At 63.8% G+C, this 19,087-nt stretch carries 7 protein-coding genes; 4 read left to right on the top strand and 3 right to left on the bottom strand.

Annotated features, from left to right (window positions below):
* Positions 1-2 precede the first annotated feature (2 nt).
* Genes KBY02_RS20545 through KBY02_RS20530 form a run of 4 tightly spaced genes read left to right on the top strand, consistent with a single transcriptional unit; the run spans position 3 to position 3,513 of the window.
* Complete coding sequence (locus KBY02_RS20545; RefSeq protein ID WP_011267340.1) at positions 3-935, top strand: metal ABC transporter substrate-binding protein; 933 nt, start codon at positions 3-5, stop codon at positions 933-935.
* Positions 932-1,696, top strand: coding sequence for a metal ABC transporter ATP-binding protein (locus KBY02_RS20540; protein ID WP_096135617.1), 765 nt, complete (start codon positions 932-934; stop codon positions 1,694-1,696). The genes KBY02_RS20545 and KBY02_RS20540 overlap by 4 nt, the downstream gene beginning before the upstream one ends.
* A complete protein-coding gene (locus KBY02_RS20535) occupies positions 1,696-2,595 on the top strand; it encodes a metal ABC transporter permease (RefSeq protein ID WP_003406943.1) in 900 nt (299 codons plus the stop codon). The genes KBY02_RS20540 and KBY02_RS20535 overlap by 1 nt, the downstream gene beginning before the upstream one ends.
* Positions 2,596-3,513 carry a metal ABC transporter substrate-binding protein gene (locus tag KBY02_RS20530; protein ID WP_096135618.1) on the top strand — a complete coding sequence of 306 codons (918 nt, stop codon included), beginning with the start codon at positions 2,596-2,598 and terminating at the stop codon, positions 3,511-3,513.
* Between the two features lie 678 nt (positions 3,514-4,191).
* On the opposite strand, the gene KBY02_RS20525 is transcribed toward KBY02_RS20530, so the two are convergent.
* The 3 genes from KBY02_RS20525 to KBY02_RS20515 all read right to left on the bottom strand — a co-directional run bounded on the left by KBY02_RS20525 (position 4,192) and on the right by KBY02_RS20515 (position 19,079).
* Positions 4,192-4,410 (bottom strand): MbtH family protein, encoded by a 219-nt coding sequence (locus tag KBY02_RS20525; RefSeq protein ID WP_003304661.1) that lies wholly within the window; start codon positions 4,408-4,410, stop codon positions 4,192-4,194.
* Positions 4,411-4,491: 81 nt separating this feature from the next.
* Positions 4,492-5,904 carry an aspartate aminotransferase family protein gene (locus KBY02_RS20520; protein ID WP_011267338.1) on the bottom strand — a complete coding sequence of 471 codons (1,413 nt, stop codon included), beginning with the start codon at positions 5,902-5,904 and terminating at the stop codon, positions 4,492-4,494.
* A 164-nt stretch (positions 5,905-6,068) separates the two neighbouring features.
* Entirely contained in the window at positions 6,069-19,079 is a 13,011-nt protein-coding gene (locus KBY02_RS20515; RefSeq protein ID WP_263870188.1) for a non-ribosomal peptide synthetase, read from the bottom strand.
* Positions 19,080-19,087: the final 8 nt, after the last annotated feature.

Below are 19,087 nucleotides of genomic sequence, written 5' to 3'. Positions count from 1 at the left end.
CCATGCCTATTTCACTCAAACGCCGTCCCTTGCTGCGCGTCCTGCTGACGGGGCTGATGGTCGCCCTGCTGGCGCCGTCCGGCTTCGCCGCCGAACCGGCCAAACGCCTGCGCATCGGCATTACCCTGCACCCTTACTACAGCTACGTGAGCAATATCGTCGGCGACAAGGCCGACGTCGTGCCGCTGATCCCGGCGGGCTTCAACCCGCATGCCTATGAGCCGCGCGCCGAGGACATCAAGCGCATCGGTTCGCTGGACGTGATCGTACTCAACGGCGTCGGCCATGACGACTTTGCCGACCGCATGATCGCCGCCAGTGAAACGCCGAACATCAAGACCATCGAGGCCAACGCCGATGTGCCGTTGCTGGCGGCCACCGGGGTGGCGGCGCGAGGTGCCGGCAAAGTGGTCAACCCGCACACCTTCCTGTCGATCAGTGCGTCCATTGCGCAGGTCAACAATATCGCCCGCGAGCTGGGCAAGCTGGACCCGGACAATGCCAAAACCTACACCGCCAATGCCCGTGCCTATGGCAAACGCCTGCGCCAGATGCGCGCCGACGCGCTCGCCAAACTGACCAAGGCACCCAATGCCGACCTGCGTGTGGCCACGGTGCATGCCGCCTACGACTACCTGCTGCGCGAATTCGGCCTGGAAGTCACCGCCGTGGTTGAACCGGCGCATGGCATCGAGCCCAGCCCGAGTCAGTTGAAAAAAACCATCGACCAACTGCGTGAGCTGGATGTGAAAGTGATCTTCTCGGAGATGGACTTCCCGTCCACCTACGTCGAGACCATTCAGCGTGAATCCGGAGTTCGGCTGTACCCGCTGTCGCACATTTCCTATGGCGAGTACACCGCCGACAAGTACGAAAAGGAAATGGCCGGCAACCTCGACACGGTGGTACGGGCCATTCAGGAGTCGGGCGCATGACGGCTGCACAGCACCTCGACATCATTAGCCAGGGGCCGGGCATCGAATTCAATCAGGTCAGCCTGACTCTCGGGCGCACCACGATTCTCGATCAGGTTCACTTCAATGTGCGCGCCGGCAGCGTACACGCACTGGTCGGACCGAACGGCGGTGGCAAAAGCTCGTTGATCAAGACCCTGCTCGGACAGACACCGCATCAGGGCCAATTGAGCCTGCTGTGGCCTGCTGCCCCGGGCCTGATCGGCTATGTACCGCAGGCGCTAGAGTTCGACCGTGGCCTGCCGATGACCGTCGACGATTTCATGGCGGCCATGTGTCAGCGACGCCCGGCGTTTCTGGGCTTGTCGAAGCACTACGCAGCAGCGATTGGCGAGGCACTGGAACGGGTCGGGATGCAGGACAAGCGCAAACGGCGCATGGGCGCGCTGTCCGGTGGCGAGCGGCAGCGCGTGCTGCTGGCGCAGGGGCTGATTCCTGCGCCGCAATTGCTGGTGCTGGATGAGCCAATGTCGGCGCTGGATGAGGCGGGTATTCAGGTGTTTGAGCGGTTGTTGGGTGACTGGCGCCGAAGCGGGGTCACGGTCCTGTGGATCGAGCATGATCTGGATGCCGTCAGGCGTCTGGCCGATCAGGTCACGGGGCTCAACCGACGCATCCTGTTCGATGAACCGGCCGCCACCGCGCTGACCCCGGAGCGGCTGCTGACCCTGTTTTCCGCGCACCCGCGCACGATGGATAGCAGCGCCGTGAGGATCGCGTAATGGATTACGAAACCTTTCGCCTGTTCATTCAGGGCCTCGCCTCGTCCGGTTACCTGCCCGAGGCGCTGGCCTACGGTTTCGTGGTCAACGCCCTGCTCGCCGGGCTGTTGATCGGCCCGGTGCTGGGCGGTCTGGGCACGCTGGTGGTGGTCAAGCGCTTCGCGTTTTTCTCCGAAGCCGTGGGTCATGCGGCACTCACCGGGGTGGCGATCGGCATTCTGCTCGGCGAACCCTACACCGGCCCCTATGGCGCCCTGTTCGGCTATTGCCTGCTGTTCGGCATCGTCCTCAATTACCTGCGCAACCGCACCGGGCTGGCACCGGACACGTTGATCGGCGTGTTCCTGTCGGTCTCCCTGGCACTGGGCGCGAGCCTGTTGCTGGTGCTGGCCGGCAAGATCAACGTGCACATTCTGGAAAACGTGCTGTTCGGCTCGGTGCTGACCGTCAACGGCAACGACCTGCTGGTGCTGCTGATCGTCGGTTCGCTGGTCATGGGCCTGAGCCTGCCGCTGTACAACCGCATCATGCTGGCCAGCTTCAATCCGCAGCTGGCTGCGGTGCGCGGCGTGGCGGTAAAGACGCTGGATTACCTGTTCGTGATTCTGGTGACGCTGATCACGGTCGCGGCGGTGAAAGTCATCGGCGCAATCCTGGTCGGTGCGTTGCTGGTGATTCCAGCGGCGGCGGCCCGCTTGTTGAGTCAGTCGCTCAAGGGCTTTTTCTGGATTTCAGTGGCCATTGCAACCATCAGCACCCTGTGCGGCATCCTGCTGCCCATCGTCTTCGACCTGCCTGTGCCGTCCGGCGCGGCAATCATTCTGGTGGCGGGCATTGCTTTCGCCCTGGCCGCCATCGCTCGCGGCACGCTGCCGAGCCTGAAAGGGAATATTGGATAAATGCCCACGTTACGTACCTTGAGTCTGGCGCTGCTCATCACCGGCCTGTTCAGCAACAGCCTGCAGGCGGCCGACAGCAAAACCGATAAACCGCAACCGGTGCGAGTGCTGGCCAGCCTGCCGATCACCTATGGCCTGGGCGAAATACTGCTCAAGGACAGCGGTGTGGTGCTGGAGCGCGCTGCCGCGGCCAACCTGCCGGGCTCGCGTCAGACCGCGTATTTCACCGGGCGTGGTGCCGATGCCTTGCGCGGGCTGGCGAACAACGCCGACGCGGTAATCGGCTTGCGCTCGATCTGGGCCGATGATCCGCTCTACCCCAATGCACGGCGCAGCAATATTCGTATCGTCGAGATCGATGCCGCACGTCCGGTGGACGGCAGTCTGCCGGGCATCGCCGTACAGCCGGGTCAGGGCAATGACGGATTGAACAGTCAGCCGTGGCTGGCGAGCAATAACATGGGGCGTATGGCGGATGTGCTGGCGGCGGACCTGGTGCGCCTGGCACCGGCCGCCAAACCGAAAATCGAGGCCAATCTGGCGGCGTTCAAACAGCAGCTACTCAAGCTCAGCGCCAGCAGCGAAGCCGCGCTGGCCGGTGCCGATAATTTGAGTGTGGTGAGTTTGTCGGATCGCTTCGGCTATTTGATCAGCGGGCTGAATCTGGAACTGATCGACACTCAGGCGCTGACGGACGAGCAATGGACGCCAGAAGCCTTGAGCAAACTGAGCGCGACCCTGAAGGATAACGACGTGGCCTTGGTGCTCGATCACCGCCAGCCACCCACGCCGGTCAAGGCCGCCATCGAGGCGGCTGGCAGCAAGCTGTTGGTGCTGGGGATTGACGGCGCTGACCCGCTGACGGAGTTGCAGGGGGATATTCAGGGGATTATCGGGGTGCTGGCTGGCAAGGAGTGAGATTATCGTTCCCTACGCTCAAGCGTGGAAATGCAGTTCACGACGCTCTGCGTCGCAAGAGGACGCGGAGCGTCCGGAACGGCATGACGACGCGGAGCGTCGCACGATAGTTGAGTTGCCTGACGCAGGGCTTCGGCACGAAGTTGAGATTATCGTTCCGCACGCTCCAGCGTGGGAATGCAGTTCTCGACGCTCTGCGTCGCAAAGAGGACGCGGAGCGTCCGGAACGGCATGACGACGCGGAGCGTCGCACGATAGTTGAGTTGCCTGACGCAGAGCTTCGGCACGGAGTTGAGATTATCGTTCCTCACGCTCCAGTGGGAATGCAGTTCTCGACGCTCTGCGTCGCAAAGAGGACGCGGAGCGTCCAGAACGGCATGACGACGCTCTGCGTCGCACGATAGTTGAGTTGCCCGACGCAGAGCTTCGGCACGAAGTTGAGATTATCGTTCCGCACGCTCCAGCGTGGGAATGCAGTTCTCGACGCTCTGCGTCGCAAAGAGGACGCGGAGCGTCCGGAACGGCATGACGACGCGGANTCGACGCTCTGCGTCGCAAAGAGGACGCGGAGCGTCCGGAACGGCATGACGACGCAGAGCGTCGCACGATAATCGGATTGTCCGTGCAGACCGACGCGGAGCGTCGCACGATAATCGAAGTATCCGTGCAGACCGTCAATCAGGCCGTCTGCGCTTCCATTTTCTGGCGCAGGCTCAGGGGGCGCATGTCGGTCCAGACTTCTTCGATGTAGGCCAGGCATTCTTTCTTGAAGCCGCTCTTGCCCACGGTGCGCCAGCCATTGGGGATCGCCTTGTAGTCGGGCCAGATGGAATACTGTTCTTCGTGGTTGACTACAACTTGAAAGACGATGTCTTCCCGATCGAATACTGAAGTCATTGCTACTCTCCATGTGTGTTCAGGGCTGCCGCGCCAATTCATGGCAGCTATAGGGATTGAACGTATCACTACGTCGAAAAATTAAACCTGGGCGACAGCGGCGTTCAGCGCACGGCCGAAGATCTCTGCCACTTCGTCGATCTGCTCGGCGGTGATGATCAGCGGTGGCAGAAAACGTACCACGCTGGCATGTCGACCGCCCAGTTCCAGAATCAGCCCGCGCTTGAGGCATTCACGCTGGATCAGCGGCGCCAAGCGCGAAAATAGCGGCGGATGACCCTGTGCATCGCGCGCACCGGACGGGTCGACCAGCTCGACACCGAGCATCAGCCCGCGCCCGCGAATATCGCCCAACTGCGGGAAGTCACGTTGCAAGGCACGCAAATGCCCGGACAGACGCGCGCCCATGGCTGTCGCGTGTTCGCAAATAGAGTGTTCCTGAAGATAGCGCATTACGGCAGAACCGGTAGCCATGGCCATCTGATTGCCGCGAAACGTCCCGGCGTGTGCGCCCGGCAGCCAGGTGTCCAGCCAGGAACGATAGACCACCACCGCCAGTGGCAAGCTGCCGCCAATGGCTTTGGACATGACCACCACGTCCGGGATGATCCCGGCATGTTCGAAGGCAAACATCTTGCCGGTGCGTGCGAAACCGCTCTGGATTTCATCGACGATCAGCGCCACGCCGGCCTTTTCGGTGATGCGTCGCACGCCGCGCAGCCAGTCCAGATCAGCGGGGATCACTCCACCCTCGCCCTGCACCACTTCAAGAATGACCGCTGCGGGCAATTGCACGCCGGCTTCCGGGTCATTGAGCAGGTTTTCCAGATAATGCAGGTTGGCGCGCACGCCCTGTTCGCCGCCAAGCCCGAACGGGCAGCGGTAATCATAGGGGTACGGCAGAAACTGCACGCCGGTGCCGAGCAAGGCACCCAGCGGCTTTTTCGGCCCCAGGCTGCCCATCAGGCTCAATGCGCCCTGGCTCATGCCGTGATAACCGCCCTGAAATGACAAGACCGTGCTGCGCCCGGTAGCGGTGCGTACCAGCTTCAACGCGGCTTCCACTGCATCGGTGCCGGTCGGGCCGCAAAACTGAATCTTCGCGTCATCGGCCAGCGCTGGCGGCAACAGGCCGAACAGGTCCTGAACGAACTGGTCCTTGACCGGCGTGGTGAGGTCCAGCGTATGCAGCGGCAACTCGTCGGCGATCACTTGCTGGATCGCTTCGATAATCACCGCATGGTTATGCCCCAACGCCAGGGTGCCCGCGCCTGCCAGGCAATCGATGAAGCGCCGCCCTTCGACGTCCTCGACGTGAATACCCTTGGCGCGTTTGAGCGCCAGCGGTATGCGCCGCGGGTAGCTGCGTGCGTTGGACTCCTGGCGACTCTGTCGGGCCAGCAGTGGCGATTCGTCGAACTGGTAGAGCGTCTCAGCCGCAGCCGGGGCAACCCGTGTCGGCTGATCATCGATAAACCTGGTAGCGACTGACATCTGTGCAACCCTCAATACGCGGCTTGAATGACCTGAAGCATGGGCGTTGGCGCATGCCGCTTCAGGTGTGTGTTCGTTCCTTGGAAAACGCGCCAGCGAGCTGCGGATTTACACTCAGTAACGAGTTTTTTATCCGCAGCCCCGGCGTCCCGACGAGAGGCTGATCAGAGCCCTTCCAGCTCCGCCATCAAGTCCGCCAGACGATCGAATTTCTGCTCGTCGACCTGTGCTCCAGCAAGGCTTTCCAGGTGCTGCGCCAACGCCTGAACGGTGTTGAACTCGAACATTGCCCGCAACGGCACGTTACGTTGCAAGCGCTTCTGCGCACGGGTCACCACTTGGGTCGCGAGCAGCGAGTGCCCGCCCAGCTCGAAGAAGTTGTCGGTAATGCCCACGCGCTCGACCTTGAGCACATCGGCCCAGATCGTCGCCAGCTGCTGCTCCATTTCCGTCTGTGGTGCCTGATAATCCTGCTGCACCAGGCTGACGTCCGGCGCCGGCAGGGCCTTGCGGTGCAGCTTGCCGTTCGGGGTCAGCGGCATGGCTTCCAGCAGCACCAGATGCGTCGGCACCATGTAGTCCGGCAGGCTGGCCTTGAGGTGGTTTCTCACCTCGTCACGCAAGGCCTCGTGATCCTGCGTCGTGGAGCGCGGCACCAGGTAGGCCGCCAGCACCTTGCCCAATGGGCCAGCGACGTCCAGCACCACCGACTCGCGGATGGCCGGATGCTCCAGCAGACGGGTTTCGATTTCGCCCAGCTCGATGCGATAGCCACGAATCTTTACCTGATGATCGACCCGGCCGACGTACTCCAGCACGCCGTCCTTGCGCCGCCGCGCCAGGTCACCGGTGCGGTACAGACGCTCGCCCGGCGCACCGAACGGATGCGGCACGAACACCGGCACGGTGCGCCGCGGATCAGCGACATAACCGCGACCGACGCCGGCCCCTGCCACGCACAGCTCACCGACGGCACCCAGCGGCACGAGGTCCAGCGCATCGTCGAGCAGGTACAGGCGATTGTTGTCGGTCGGCGATCCGATCGGCAGATAAGCGCTGCGAGTGGACTGCGCATCGACCCGGAAAAACGCCACATCGTCGGAGCACTCGGCCGGACCATAGGCATTCACCAGGCCGATCTGCGGGTAACGTTGCAGCCACTGGCTGGCCAGTTCCGGCGGCATGGCTTCACCGGTCGGCAGCATCCAGCGCAGGCTGTCGAGCGCTGCCTGCGGTTCGGCGAGCAGGCCGGTGATCAGCGACGGCACGCTTTCCAGCACGCTGATGCGCTGCGCCTGAACATGCGCCAACAGCGCCTGCGGATCACGGGCGATGTCGTTCGGCACGATATCCACCCGAGCGCCAAACAGCGGCGCGGCAAGGAACTGCCAGACCGAAATGTCGAAACTCTGCGAGGCGGTCTGGGCGATCACATCGCGGTCGCTCAGGCTCAGGTAAGGCACTTTGCTCAACTGGTTATTGAGCATGCCGCGCTGCTCGACCATCACACCCTTCGGCAGCCCGGTGGAGCCTGAGGTGAAGATCACATAAGCGAGGTTGTCCGGCGCGCTGTAGCGACCAGGGTTGTGCTGCGCGGAATCGCTCTGCTGCACGTTTTCCCAGACCCGCAACTGCGGTCGACTCGCTTCGGGCAGCGCATCAAGCAGCGCCCTGCCCTGTTCCAGACACTCAGCGCTGCACACCAGCAGCGGCGTGGCGCTCTGGCCGATGATGCCGCTCAGGCGGGAGTTCGGCAGCGCCGGGTCCAGCGGCAGGTAGCCGGCACCGGCCTTGAAGCTGCCGATGATCATGCCCGGCAGTTCAACGCCACGCTCGGCGAGCACGGCAACCGGCTGATCGAAACCGACACCGGCCTCGATCAGGGCATGGCCCAGACGGTTGCTGGCGATATTCAGCGCGGCATAGCTGAGCTGACGATCCAGGCAACTGACCGCAATACGCTCCGGATGCGCCGCGACCTGCGCTTCAAACAGTTCTACATAGCTTTTATCCAGCGGGTAAGCATGGTCGCTCTGATTGCAGCCGTCGATCAGGAAAGCCCGCTCCTGCTCACTGACCAGCGCCAGCTCGGCCATGTCGCCATGAAAGCCTTCGACCAGCGCCAGCAGCAGGCGCTTGAACTCACCGAGCATGCCCTGCACGGTGGATTCGTCGAAATAGCGCTGATCGTAGGACAGGTGCAGGCCCAGGTCGTCGCCCGGATAGCAGACTGCAGTCAGCGGGTAGTTGGTGTGGGTGCGACCGGAATCCGAGGTGGCATTGAGGCTTTGCGCACGGTCCAGCACAGAGACCTCGACCGGCGCGTTCTCGAACACGAACAGGCTGTCGAACAGTGGCTGACCCTTGGGCAGCTCGCTGTTTTCCTGAATGGTCACCAGCGGCAGGTATTCGTACTCGCGCAGTTGCATGTTGCTGTCCAGCAACTGGCCGAGCCATTGGCGAACGCTGCAACGCTGATCGTCGGCCGGCATGCCGACACGCAGGGCGATGGTGTTGATGAACAAGCCGACCGTGCGCTGCATCTGCGGCAGTTCCACCGGCCGCCCGGCCACGGTAACGCCGAACACCACGTCGCGATCACCGCTCATGCGCCGCAGGGTCAGCGCCCAGGCCGCCTGGGCGAAGGTGTTGACGGTCAGTTGATGCTGCTGCGCCAGTTCGCGCAAGTGTGCGCCGTCGCGTTCATCGAGACGGGTGTAGCAGTCGCCCACCACCATGCCACCGCTGTCGCCCGCATGTTCACGCAGGAACGGCCGGTCGCTGGGGATCGGCGTGGGCCGCTCGAAGCCGCGCAGGTTATCTCGCCACCAGTCACGTGCCTGCGTCAGACCACGGCGTTGCAACCAGCCGATGTAGTCGCGATAGCGCGGTGCGGGGGCCAGTTGCGCATCGCGGCCTTCGCCCAGCGCGGTGTAAATGTCGAAGAAGTCGTTCATCAGCAGCGAGCGGCACCAGGCATCGATCAGGATGTGGTGGTTGCTCATCATGAACCAGTAGCGCGCCTCGTCGACGCGGATCAGGCGCAGGTGGAACGGCGGTTGATCGAGCAGCGCGAAACCGGCCTCGCGCTCGGACTTGAGCAGGGCCTGCAAGTGCGGCTCCTGCTGCTCCGCCGGCACGTCACGCCAGTCCAGATAATCAATCGGCGTGCTGCCCGGTTTATGAATGACCTGCAGCATGGTCTCGCCGATGTTCCAGCAGAACGAGGCACGCAGCGCTTCGTGACGGGCGATCACCGCTTGCCAGGCCTGGGCGAAACGCTGCGGGTCCAGCGCGCTGTCGATGCGGTAGCGGTCCTGCATGTAATACAGCCCGGTGCCCGGCTCCAGCAGGGTGTGCAGCAGCATGCCCTCCTGCATCGGGGTCAGTGGGTAGACGTCTTCGATCTGGCTTGGCGGAACCGGCAGCGCGTCGAGCTGCGCCTGATCCAGGGCAGCCAGCGGGAAGTCCGACGGCGTCAGGCCGCCGCTGCCATCGGCCAGGCAATGGGCAATCAGCGCCTGCAACTGACTCAGGTAATCCTGCGCCAGCGCTTCGATGGCAGCGGGTTCGTAGCGCTCGGCACTGAAGGTCCAGCGCAGCAACAACTCGCCGCCATACACCTGACTGTCGATGCTCAGTTCGTTGGGCAGCGGCGCCTGCGGATCGTGAGCCACACCTGTCGACTCTTGCAGCGGACGGAACAGCGCATCGTCAGCGAAGCTCTGATCGAACTGGCCAAGGTAGTTGAAGGTGATCGGCGCCACCGGCAGTGCCTGCATGGCGGCCTGGCTGGCGCTATCGGCCAGGTAACGCAGCACGCCATAGCCCAGCCCCTTGTGCGGCACCTGCCGCAGTTGCTCCTTGATCGCCTTGATCGAGTCGCCCGGTGCCGAATCGGCAGCCGGCGCTGGCGTCAGTCGCAGCGGATAGGCGCTGGTGAACCAGCCCACCGTGCGGGTCAGGTCGATGTCGTCGAACAGATTTTCACGGCCGTGACCTTCAAGCTGAATCAGTGTCGACGGCTGCCCGCTCCAACGGCAGACCACCTGGGCCAGCGCGGTCAGCATCAGGTCGTTGACCTGGGTTCGGTAGGCACTCGGCGCCTGTTGCAGCAATTGCCGGGTACGTTCGGCATCGAGGCGCACGCTGACCGTCTGCGCATGACGATTCTGCCGACCACCCTGCGGGTTATGGCACGGCAGACTCGTCGCAGAACCGCCCAACTGGCGCTGCCACACATGCAGTTCTTCACGTAACGACTCATTGCCGGCGTAGGCCTGCAGACGCGCGGCCCAGTCGCGGAAAGCGCTGGTCTTCGCCGCAAAGCGCACCGGCGTCGCGTCGCGCAGTTGACGATAAGCGTTTTGCAGATCGTCGAGCAGCACACGCCACGACACGCCGTCGACCACCAGGTGATGAATGACCATCAGCAACCGTTGCTGGCCCTGCGGACCGTCGACCAGCAAGGCGCGCAGCAGCGGACCGTTGTGCAGGTCGAGGCTGCGCTGGGTGTCGGCGTACAGGGCTGCGCATTCAGCCATGTCGCTGACCTGCGCCTGAATCAACAGGGTGTCGGCTGTCACTGCGCGGTGTTCTGCCTGCCACGTACCCTCATGCTCGGTGAAACTCAGGCGCAGCGCGTCGTGTTGTTCGAGTAGCGCACGCAACGCCTGCGCCAGCAGATTCGGGTCCAGCGCGCTGAGCGGCTCCAGCAGCAACGACTGATTCCAGTGCTGACGCTCGGGGATCGGCGTGTCGAAAAACCAGTGCTGAATCGGCGTCAAACCAGAATTACCGTCGAGCAGCCCCTGCTCGGCCTGAATCAGCTCGCGGGTGGTCGCCACGGCGGCCAGGGTCTGCACGGTCTGGTGCTGGAACAAATCACGCGGGCTGAAATGTATACCTAGCTGACGCGCCCGGCTGACCACCTGAATCGACAGGATCGAGTCGCCGCCCAGTTCGAAGAAATTATCGTTGAGGCCGACTTTTTCCACGTTCAGCACCGCACACCAGATTGCCGCCAGCTGCTGCTCCAGCTCACTGGCGGGCGCTACGTAGTGTTGACGATTGAGTTCCGGGTCCGGTGCAGGCAAGGCACGGCGGTCGAGTTTGCCGTTGGCGGTCAGCGGCATGCTGTCGAGCAGGATCAGGTGGGTCGGCACCATGTAGTCCGGCAGTTGCGCCTTGAGGTGCGACTTGAGCGATTCACGCCATTGCGCCTGCTGCTCGTCGCCCTGCCCGGCTACATCGCTGACCAGATAGCCCGCCAGTTGCTTGCCTGATGGCGTGTCCAGCGCCAGCACGATGGCTTCGCGAACGGCTGCGTGCTCCAGCAAGCGGGTTTCGATTTCACCCAGTTCGATGCGGAAGCCGCGAATCTTCACCTGATGGTCGATACGCCCCAGGTATTCCACCAAGCCGTCGGCGCGCTGGCGCACCAGATCGCCGGTGCGGTACAGACGCCCGCCATTGCTGGCAAATGGATCGGCCACGAAGCGTTCGGCAGTCATGCCGGGGCGCTGGTGATAGCCCTGCGCCAGGCCCGCTCCGCCAATGTACAGCTCGCCGCTCGCGCCTTGGGGTACCAGCGCAAGATCGGCGTCGAGAATGTACGCCACCCGTGCGCCGACCACGCGCCCGATCGGCACGCTGGCTTCGCCCTCCTCCAATTGTTGCGGGGCCAGGCTGGCCAGCGGCATGACCACAGTTTCGGTCGGGCCATAGGCATTGAATAATAGCTCGGGCTGGAACACCGCACGGATGCGTTGCAGGTGTTCGCCGGTCAGCGCTTCGCCGCCGGTGATGCACATGCGCACCGGCAGGGTCTGGCCCTGGGTCGCCAGCCACTGCGCCAACTGGCTGCCGTAGCTGGGCGTGAAACCGAGAATATTGACCTGCTGCTGGCGAATCAGCGTGCAGATTTCTTCGGCGTCCCACTGCCCCTGAGCACGCAGCACCACACGGGCGCCGCTGAGCAAGGGCACCAGCAGGCGCTCGGTGGCGGCATCGAAATTGATCGAATAGAAATGCAGCTCGCAATCGTCAGGGCGCATGTCGAAGCGCCGGATCACCGCCTGGCAATGCATGGCGATTTCACCATGGGACACCACCACGCCCTTGGGTTTGCCGGTCGAACCGGAGGTGTAGATCAGGTACGCCTGATGCTGCGGCAGGCTGATGAACGGCAGCTCATCGGACGAGAAAGACGCCAGCGACGGCTGATCGTCTTCCAGGCACCAACGGGCAACACCGGCAGGCAACTCGCCCAGTGCGGCAAACAGCGCACGGTCGCTCAACAGCAGGCCAACGCCGCTGTCTTCGATCATGTAGTGCAGGCGTTCCAGCGGGTATTCCGGGTCCAGTGGCACGTACGCACCACCGGCCTTGAGGATCGCCAGCAGGCCGACGACCATGTCCAGCGAACGCGGCAGCGCCAGACCGACGCGAACCTGCGGGCCGACGCCACGCTCGCGGAGCATCCAGGCCAGTTGGTTGGCCTTGGCGTCCAGCTCGGCATAGCTGAGGGTTTGCCCGGCGAACGTCAGCGCCGGCGCGTCTGCACGCCGGTGTGCCTGTTCGGCGAACAGGCTGTGAATGCATTGGTCGAGCCGTTGCTCACCCGCTTCGACGCCGAGGCTGTCGAGCAGTTGCTGGCGCTCTGTCTCCTGCAACAGCGGCAATTCACTCAGGCGTTGTTGTGGATCAGCAAGCAGCGCCTGCAGCAGGTTCAGCCAGTGCTCGGCCATCTGCGCGATGCGCGGTTCGTCGAACAGATCGGTGCTGTAGGTCAGGCAGCAACCCAGACGGTGATCCAGCTCGGTGACCTCCAGATTGAGGTCGAACTTGGTGGCTCGCGCATCGTTGACCAGGTACTCGACGGTCATGCCCGCCAGTTCGCGACTTTGCTGGAATTCCCAGCGCTGCACGTTGCACATCACCTGGAACAACGGGTTGTAGGCTGCGCTGCGTGGCGGTTGCAGGGCTTCGACCAGATGATCGAACGGCAGGTCCTGATGCGACTGGCCTTCGATCACCGTGTGGCGAACCTGTTCGAACAGTTGGGCGACACTCATCTGCCCATCAAGCTGCACGCGCAGCACCTGGGTATTGAGGAACGCGCCGATCAGCCCTTCGCTTTCCGGACGAATGCGGTTGGCCACCGGTGCGCCAATGCGCAGGTCGTTCTGGCCACTGTAGCGGTAGAGCAATACCGCCAGGGTGGCGGTCATGGTCATGAACAGGGTCAGGCCGTTGCGGGCATTGAATGCACGAACTTTCGCGGCCAGGTCGGCGTTCAGGTCGAAGCGATACAGTTCGCCCTGATGGCTTTGCACCGGCGGACGCGGCCGGTCCGCAGGCAGCTCCAGCAATGGGTGCTCGTTACCCAACTGCGCGGTCCAGTAATCGAGCTGGCGCTGGCGTTCGCCGGCTTCCATCCACTGCCGCTGCCAGACGCTGTAATCCAGGTAGTGCACCGCCAGTGGTTCCAGCGGCGAAGGTCGTCCCTCGAGGAAGGCTTCGTAAAGCTGCCCCAGTTCGCGGGCGAAAATGTCCATCGCCCAGCCTTCGGTGACGATGTGGTGCAGGGTCAGGACGAAGTAATGCTCAAGGTCGCTCGCCTTGGCCAGACACGCGCGCAACAATGGTCCGGTTTCCAGATCGAAAGGCTGGTGCGCCTCACTGTCGGCCAGTGCCTGAATGCGCTGCTGACGAAGCTCGGCGGGCAATGCCGAGTAGTCCTGCCATTGCACGCGCAGGGCGGACTGCTCGCTGACCTGCTGACACGCAACACCGTTGACGCTCGGGAACGTGGTGCGCAGGGTTTCGTGGCGCAGGATCAAGGCTTGCAGCGCTGCCTCGAAGCACTCGATGTTCAGCACGCCTTTCAAGCGCGCCATGCCGCCGACGTTGTAGGCAGGGCTGTCCGGTTCCATCTGCCAGAGGAACCACATGCGCTGCTGGGAATAGGACAACGGCACCGGCTGGCTGCGGTCGACACGGGCAATCGGTTGCAGGCTGCTGCGTGCGCCGGACTGCTGAATGGCCTCAACCTGTTCGGCAAACGCGCCCAGCTCGCTGGCTTCGAACAGCGCCCGCAACGGCAAATCGATGTCGCAGGCCTGGCGCACGCGGGAAATGATCTGCGTGGCCAGCAACGAGTGCCCGCCCAGTTCGAAGAAATCATCGCGCAAGCCGACACGCGGCACACCCAGCACCTGTCGCCAGACAGCGGCGATCTGTTTTTGCAGGTCGGTCTGCGGCTCGACGTGCTCGCGGGTCTGCCATTGCGGCTCGGGCAAGGCGCGACGATCCAGCTTGCCGCTCGGGCTCAGGGGCATGCTGTCGAGGCGCACCAGCTGCGCCGGGACCATATAATCCGGCAGCTCAAGAGCCAGCGCCGACTTGATCCGCTCAGCCTCGACGTTCTGCCCTGCTTCGGCGGTGTAGTAACCGATCAGTTGCGGCCCGGCAACGGTTTCGCGCAGCAGCACGGCTGCCTGGCCTACGCCTGGCTGGGCCAGCAGGCGCGCCTCGATCTCTTGTGGTTCGACGCGGAAACCGCGCAGTTTGACCTGCTTATCCAGACGACCGAGGTATTCCAGCGCGCCATCGGCGGCCCAGCGCACCAGGTCACCGGTGCGATACAGGCGCTCACCCGCTTGCCCCAGCGGATCGGCGACAAAGCGCTCGGCAGTCAACCCGGGACGCCGCAGATAGCCACGCGCCAGACCAGTGCCGCCGATGCACAGCTCCCCGGCCACCCCGCGTGGCAGCGGATTCAGTTCGCTGTCCAGCACCCGGCACAGCACGTTGCCCAGCGGGCGGCCGATCGGCGAGCGCAGGCCGTCGCTGATCCGGCACTGCCAGTGGGTGACGTTGATCGCGGTTTCAGTCGGGCCATAGCGGTTGTGCAGTTGTACGCCGGGCAGTTGCTCGAGCACCCGGTTGCGCAGCTCGCCGGGCAATGCTTCGCCGCCAGAGAACAGGCGACGCAGGCTGTTGCACTGCTGCGCCAGGGGCTCATCGATGAACAGTTGCAGCAGCGGCGGCACGAAGTGCAGCGTGGTGACCGAATACGTATTGATCAACTGCGCGATGCGCTGCGGGTCGCGGTGTTCACCAGGGCCTGCCAGCAGCAGGCGGCAGCCAGTGATCAGTGGCCAGAAACACTCCCACACCGAGACGTCGAAGCTGATCGGAGCCTTCTGCATCAGCACGTCGCTTTCATCCAGTGCGTAGGTGTCCTGCATCCATTGCAGGCGCTCGGCCAGGGCCGCATGGGTGTTGCCGACGCCTTTGGGCTGACCGGTCGAGCCGGAGGTGTAAATCACGTACGCCAGGTTGTCGCCGTGCAGGTTCAGGCGCGGCGCACTGACCGGCCAGTTGTCCAGGTGCAGGGTGTCCATGGCGACCGTGCACACGCCTTCGGCGCTCGGCAGGTCGCCCAGCAGATGGCTCTGGGTCAACAGCAGTTCGACCCCGCTGTCCTGCAGCATGTAGGCGAGTCGATCCATCGGATAGTCCGGGTCCAGCGGTACATAAGCACCGCCCGCCTTGAGGATCGCCAGCAGCCCGATCAACAGCTGCGGCGAACGTTCGGCGGCGATCGCCACTTTGATGTCCGGACCAACGCCCTTGTCGCGCAGGTAATGCGCCAGGCGGTTGGCCTGCGTGTGCAGGCTGGCGAAGTCGAGGCTGCCGCCCTCCCACACCAGCGCGATACGTTCCGGGGTCTGCCGCGCCTGGCGGCCCAGCCGTTCAGGCAACCACAACGAGGCCGGCGTGCAAGACGCGGCGCTCCATTGCGCCTGCTGCTCCTGCTCCTCGGCGCTGAGCAGTTGCACGTCACCCAGCGCGAGCTGTGCCTGCTGGCTGACCTGCGTCAGCAGGCGTACATAGTGCTGAGCCATGGCCACGATGGTGTCGTGCTCGAACAGCTCGTCAGCGTAATCGAAGGACAGCGTCAGGCGCCCATTGCGGTCCTCCTCGCTGTGCAGTTGCAGATCGAACTTGGCCTCGCGGCTGTGCCACGGCAGTTCTTCGGCCAGCAGCCCCGGCAGACGACGCAGCGCGCCGAGGTCGCGTTGCTGGTGGTTGAACATGACCTGGAACAGACCGTGCTCGCGCGCCTGCGGAAACGCTTCGACCAGTTGCTCGAACGGCACGTCCTGATGGGCCTGGGCTTCAAGCGCCGTCTGCCGGGTCTGGGCCAGCAGCGTCGAGAATGGCAGACGCGGGTCCAACTGCGCGCGCAGCACCAGCGTATTGATGAAGAAGCCGATCAGGCCCTGGGTTTCATGGCGTGGCCGATTGGCGCCGGGCACACCGACGCGAATGTCGGCTTGCCCGCTGTAACGATGCAACAGAGTCTGGAACCCCGCCAGCAAGAACATGAACGACGTCGATTGCCAGGCTTGCGCGGTGTTGCGTACGGCGGCGCTCAGTTCTGCGCTCAGGCGCAGGCTGTAGCGCGAGGCACTGTGCTGCTGGCGGGCCGAACGCGGATGGTCGGTGTTCAGCGTCAGGACCGGCTGCTCGCCACCCAGTTGCTGCTGCCAGTAAGTCAACTGACGCTCGGCCTCGCCGTTCGCCAGCCATTCGCGCTGCCATTGGCCGTAATCGGCGTAACGCAGCGGCAACGGTGCCAGTTCCAGAGTCTGGCCCTGAACAACCGAGGCATAGAGGCGCGAGAACTCGTCGATCAGCACATTCAGCGACCAGCCATCGGCAATGATGTGGTGCAGCGTGACCAGCAGTTGATGCTCTTCTTCGTCCAGTCGCAGCAGGGTCACGCGCAGCAACGGGCCGTGTTGCAGATCGAACGGCAGGCGCGCCTGCTGTTCGCGAATCGCCACGGCACGTGCCTGACGCTCGGCGCCGGGCAGGTCGCTGATATCAAGGGTATCGAGGTGGAATTCACTCGGCGCATCGATACGTTGCAAGGCCACGCCGTCCTGCTCGTAGAAGCGCGTGCGCAACGATTCATGGCGCTCGATCAGGCGCTGGAAGCTGGAGCGCAACGCAGTGCTGTCCAGTTCGCCACGCAGGTGGAGCCCGCCGGGAACGTTGTAGGCGCTGCTATGCGGGTCGAGCTGCCAGAGGAACCACAGGCGGTTCTGGGCCATGGACTGTGGCAGATGCTCGTTGCCGGGCAGTCGGGCGATGGCGCTCTGCGTCTGGCTGTCGCCTTGCGATGCGGCGGTCTGCAGCGTTCCGACCTGTGCCGCAAAGGCCGCCAGCGTCGGCGCCTCAAAGAGCAGCCGCAGGTTCAGGTCGATCCCCAGCGTTTCGCGCAGGCGGGCCACGACCTGGGTCGCGATGATCGAGTTGCCGCCCAGCAGGAAGAAATGGTCGTCGGCACTGACCTGCTCGCACTGCAACTGCTCGCACCAGACCGTGGCGATCTGCGCTTGCAGGTCCGAGCCGCTGCTTGGGGCACAGCCTGCAAGAGTGGAATCGCTCGCGGGAAACACCGCGTAGCTGTCCAGGCTGCCATCGACCAGACGCGTGCGGCAGGCTGAGCGCTGCAATTTGCCACTGGAGGTCTTGGGCAGCGCGCCCGGATTGAGCAGCACCACGACACTCGGCGCCTCCTGAAACGCCTCGGCCACGGTCTGCCGGATGATTTTAATCAACGCGTCGGGCGTGAGGATTTTCTGCACGCTGCGACTGATTTCAGCAGCGATGCCGATGCCTTCGCTACCGTCCTGAGTGACGGCAAACGCCGCCACCCGGCCTTTGCGCACGACATCCACTTCACTCTCGATGAGCTTTTCGATGTCCTGCGGATACAGGTTGTGGCCACGGACAATCAGCATGTCCTTCAAGCGGCCGGTGATGTAAAGCTCGCCGTGACGCTGAAACCCCAGGTCGCCGGTGCGCAGCCAGGTCTGCCCGGCATGCTGCACGAACGCCCTGGCGGTGGCTTCAGGGTTGCGCCAGTAACCGTGGGCGATGCTCGGCCCGCTGGCCCAGACTTCGCCAACCTGATTTTCGCCAAGCACCTGCAGGCTGACCGGGTCGGCGATCAGCACGCCATGCCCTGGCTGGCCCGTGCCGCAGCTCATGACTGGCTGACCGTCGCCCGGTTCTACGACATTGCGCGCCAGCGCCTGCGCATTCAGGCGCAGCGATGGAATACCCTTGCCGCGCTTGCCACCAGCCACATACAGCGTCGCTTCGGCCAGGCCATAGGACGCCATGAAGCTGTCAGGCGTGAAGCCGCAACTGGCGAATTTATCGGCAAATGCTCTCAGGCTGTCTTCGCGAATCGGCTCGGAGCCCGAATACGCCACGCGCCAGCGACTCAGGTCCAGACGCTCCAGCGCCGAATCGCTGACCCGTGCGCTGCACAGCTGGTAGGCAAAGTCAGGCCCGCCGCTGATGGTGCCGCCGTATTCACTGATGGCTTCCAGCCAGCGCAATGGCCGGGCGAGGAAGTACGCGGGGGCCATCAGGATGCACGGGACGCCGCTGAAAATCGGCTGCAACAAGCCGCCGATCAGGCCCATGTCGTGGTACAGCGGCAGCCAGCTGACAATCACGTCGTCCGGGTTGGCGTCGATGCCGAAGCCTTGGCGGATCAATGACTCGTTGGCGACCAGATTGCCATGCGTGACCTGCACGCCCTTGGGCAGTGCGGTCGAGCCCGAGGTGTATTGCAGGAACGCGATGTCGTCGGCCTGCAACTGCGGGCCCTGCCAGTCTTGTGCCGGGGCAGCAGGCAACGTGTCGACACAGAGCAGTGGCGGCGCATCGACGGCGGCCAGCTCGTCCATCTGCAGCAAGGCAGGCTGCAAATCGGCGCCGGTCAGCAACAGACGCGGCTCGGCATCGGCGATGATCGACAGCAGGCGCTCCTGATGATGGCGACGGTTGGATTCCGGCGGATAAGCCGGCACGGCAATGACCCCGGCATACAGGCAGCCGAAGAACGCCGCGACATAGTCCGGCCCGCTATGAAACAGCAGAATCGCCCGATCACCCGGCACGGCCTGACGTTGCAGCGCAGCAGCGATGGTCCGCGCGCGCAGGTCCAGGTCACGGTAGGTCAACACCAGGCCCTGGTCGTTCTCATCGGTGAGAAAACGCAGCGCCAGCCGATCCGGCGTATGCAAGGCGCGACGCTGAAGAGCCTGAGCCAGAGTGTCGGGGAGTTCAAACGCATCCATGATGGGGT

It is taken from the genome of Pseudomonas sp. P129, assembly GCF_020312195.1.
GTDB classification, from domain to species: domain Bacteria; phylum Pseudomonadota; class Gammaproteobacteria; order Pseudomonadales; family Pseudomonadaceae; genus Aquipseudomonas; species Aquipseudomonas fragariae.
The sequence above is the reverse complement of the archived record's forward strand: the minus strand, read 5'-3'. Positions and strand labels throughout refer to the sequence as shown.